This window comes from Hymenobacter terrenus (genome assembly GCF_000972495.1).
In the GTDB taxonomy this organism is placed as follows: domain Bacteria; phylum Bacteroidota; class Bacteroidia; order Cytophagales; family Hymenobacteraceae; genus Hymenobacter; species Hymenobacter terrenus.
Window position 1 is genome coordinate 1 of record NZ_LATM01000170.1, and the last position, 348, is coordinate 348.

Genomic DNA, 348 nt, shown 5'->3' on the forward strand with positions numbered 1-348 from the left:
ACCGGCCGCTACCTGCGCGTGCTCGGCATCACCCGCGGCACGCCCTACGGCTATTCCCTCTATGAAGTCGAAGTCTACGGCGCGGCGCCCAGTGCCGCCAAGTCGGGAAGTGCCCAAGCGGCCACGGCCAAAACCAGCCGGCTCCAGCCCGTGCGTTCGGCCTACCCCAACCCGACCACGGGCCGGGTGCACCTGCAGCAGGAGCACGTGCAATCCGTGGACGTGGTCAACACCCAGGGACAAGTCCTGCGCGTCTTGACAGGAGACGTTTCGGACGTCGACCTCTCTGGCTTGCCCGCCGGCTTTTACAGCTTGAAAGTCCGCGCGGCTGATGGTGTACACACGGTG

At 66.1% G+C, this 348-nt stretch carries 1 protein-coding gene; it reads left to right on the forward strand.

Translation table 11 applies throughout. The features are described 5' to 3' along the window. The coding region (locus WX88_RS26980) for a T9SS type A sorting domain-containing protein (protein WP_046247532.1) at positions 1-348 on the forward strand (348 nt) is incomplete at both ends.